Below are 1,479 nucleotides of genomic sequence, written 5' to 3' on the forward strand. Positions count from 1 at the left end.
GGCCTCGAGCGAAGCCGTTGACGCGGAAGCCGACCTCGGCGGCCGCCGCCTCGATCGCCGCCCGGTTCTCGGGGCGCACGGGGAGCCCGTTGTAGTGCTTCGAGATGGTCGAGAGCGAGAGGCCGGTCAGCCGCTGCAGGTCCTTGTAGGTGGCCACGTCACAGGGTGGCGCGGGGCGAGCCGTAGCCGCTCCAGCCCGGGATCGTGCCGTCGGCGTCCCACAGGTCGAGCCAGCCGGTGCTGCCGGGCCAGAGGAAGACCTGGCCCTTGATCAGCCGGTTGTTGCGCTCGGCGCCGCGCAGCGCCTCCTGCTCCTCGGCCGTGAGCACCAGGGAGGCGGCGGCCAGGTTCGCCTCGATCTGCTCCGGCTTCACCGCGAACGGGATCGGGATCTGGCCGCGGTTCACCGCCCAGGCGAGGCACACGACGGCCGGATGCACGCCCCGCTCCTCGGCGATCGCCCGCACCGCGGGGTGCTCGATGTCGACGATGTCGCCCTCCACCCGGTCGCGCTCCGGCCGCGACGGCGAGCCCAGCGGCGAGTAGCCGATCGGCTGGATGCGGTGGTCGAGGCAGAAGCGGAACAGCTCCGGCTGCTGGAAGCAGGGGTGCAGCTCCATCTCGTTCAGCTGCGGGGCGATGCGGACGTCGGCGAGGATCCGCTCGAGCTTGGGGATGGTGACGTTGGAGGTGCCGAGGTGCCGGACGAGGCCCCGGTCGACCAGGCTCTCGAGCGCTCGCCAGGTCTCGAGGAACGCCTCGTGGACGTACGGGCGGGCGTGCGGATCGCGTGCGTCGGTCTCGGCGTGCGGCGGGTGGTGATTGGGGAAGGGCCAGTGCACGAAGACGGCGTCGAGCACGTCGAGGCCGAGATCGGCGAGCGAGCGCTCGACGGAGGCGACGGCCGCCGCGGGCTCGTGCGCGTCGTTCCAGATCTTCGACATGACGAAGAGCTCGTCGCGGTCGACTCCGGAGTCGGCGATCGCCCGGCCGACGCGCGGCTCGTTGCCGTAGACGGTGGCGCAGTCGAGGAGGCGGAAGCCGGCGCGGAGGGAGTGCTCGACCGCGAGGCCGACGGTCTCGGCGTCGTAGCGGTCGGAGCCGAACGTCCCGGCGCCGATCGCGGGGATGCGGCTGCCGCTCGCGAGGACGCGGTGGCTCGGCGGAGTGGGGGCCATGCGGATCCTCCTGGTGCGGCGGTGGGGGCGAAACGTTGCGCTTCACGGTAGGCGGGGGAGGGCGGTGACGTCAACGATGCCGTCGACTGGTGTGCGTAACGTTTCGTGCGGTGGGTGCTTTCGTCCTCCGTTCCTGCCCCGCCTCCCTCGAGAGTCCAGTAGTTGTCGCACTCGAGCGCGACTGCGACGACTCCTGGACTGTCGAGAAGAGCCCCGCCCCTCCGCTCACACCAGCCGGCGCGACTCCTCCGTGACCACGCGGAACCAGCGCGCGCCGTAGCCGTCGAGGGGCACCGACACG

General features: G+C 71.9%; 1 protein-coding gene. It reads right to left on the reverse strand.

The annotated features are described in order from the left end of the window. Positions 1-158: 158 nt before the first annotated feature. Positions 159-1,178: an aldo/keto reductase gene (locus C5C36_RS17205; RefSeq protein WP_104261686.1), complete on the reverse strand. Its 1,020-nt coding sequence runs from the start codon at positions 1,176-1,178 to the stop codon at positions 159-161. Positions 1,179-1,479 lie beyond the last annotated feature (301 nt).

Origin of the sequence: Rathayibacter sp. AY1G1 (assembly GCF_002932095.1) — a bacterium.
Taxonomy (GTDB): domain Bacteria; phylum Actinomycetota; class Actinomycetes; order Actinomycetales; family Microbacteriaceae; genus Rathayibacter.

Coding starts and splice junctions, on each gene's coding strand:
- C5C36_RS17205 (WP_104261686.1), bottom strand. CDS start 1,178: ATGGCCCCCACTCCGCCGAGCCACCGCGTCCTCGCGAGCGGCAGCCGC.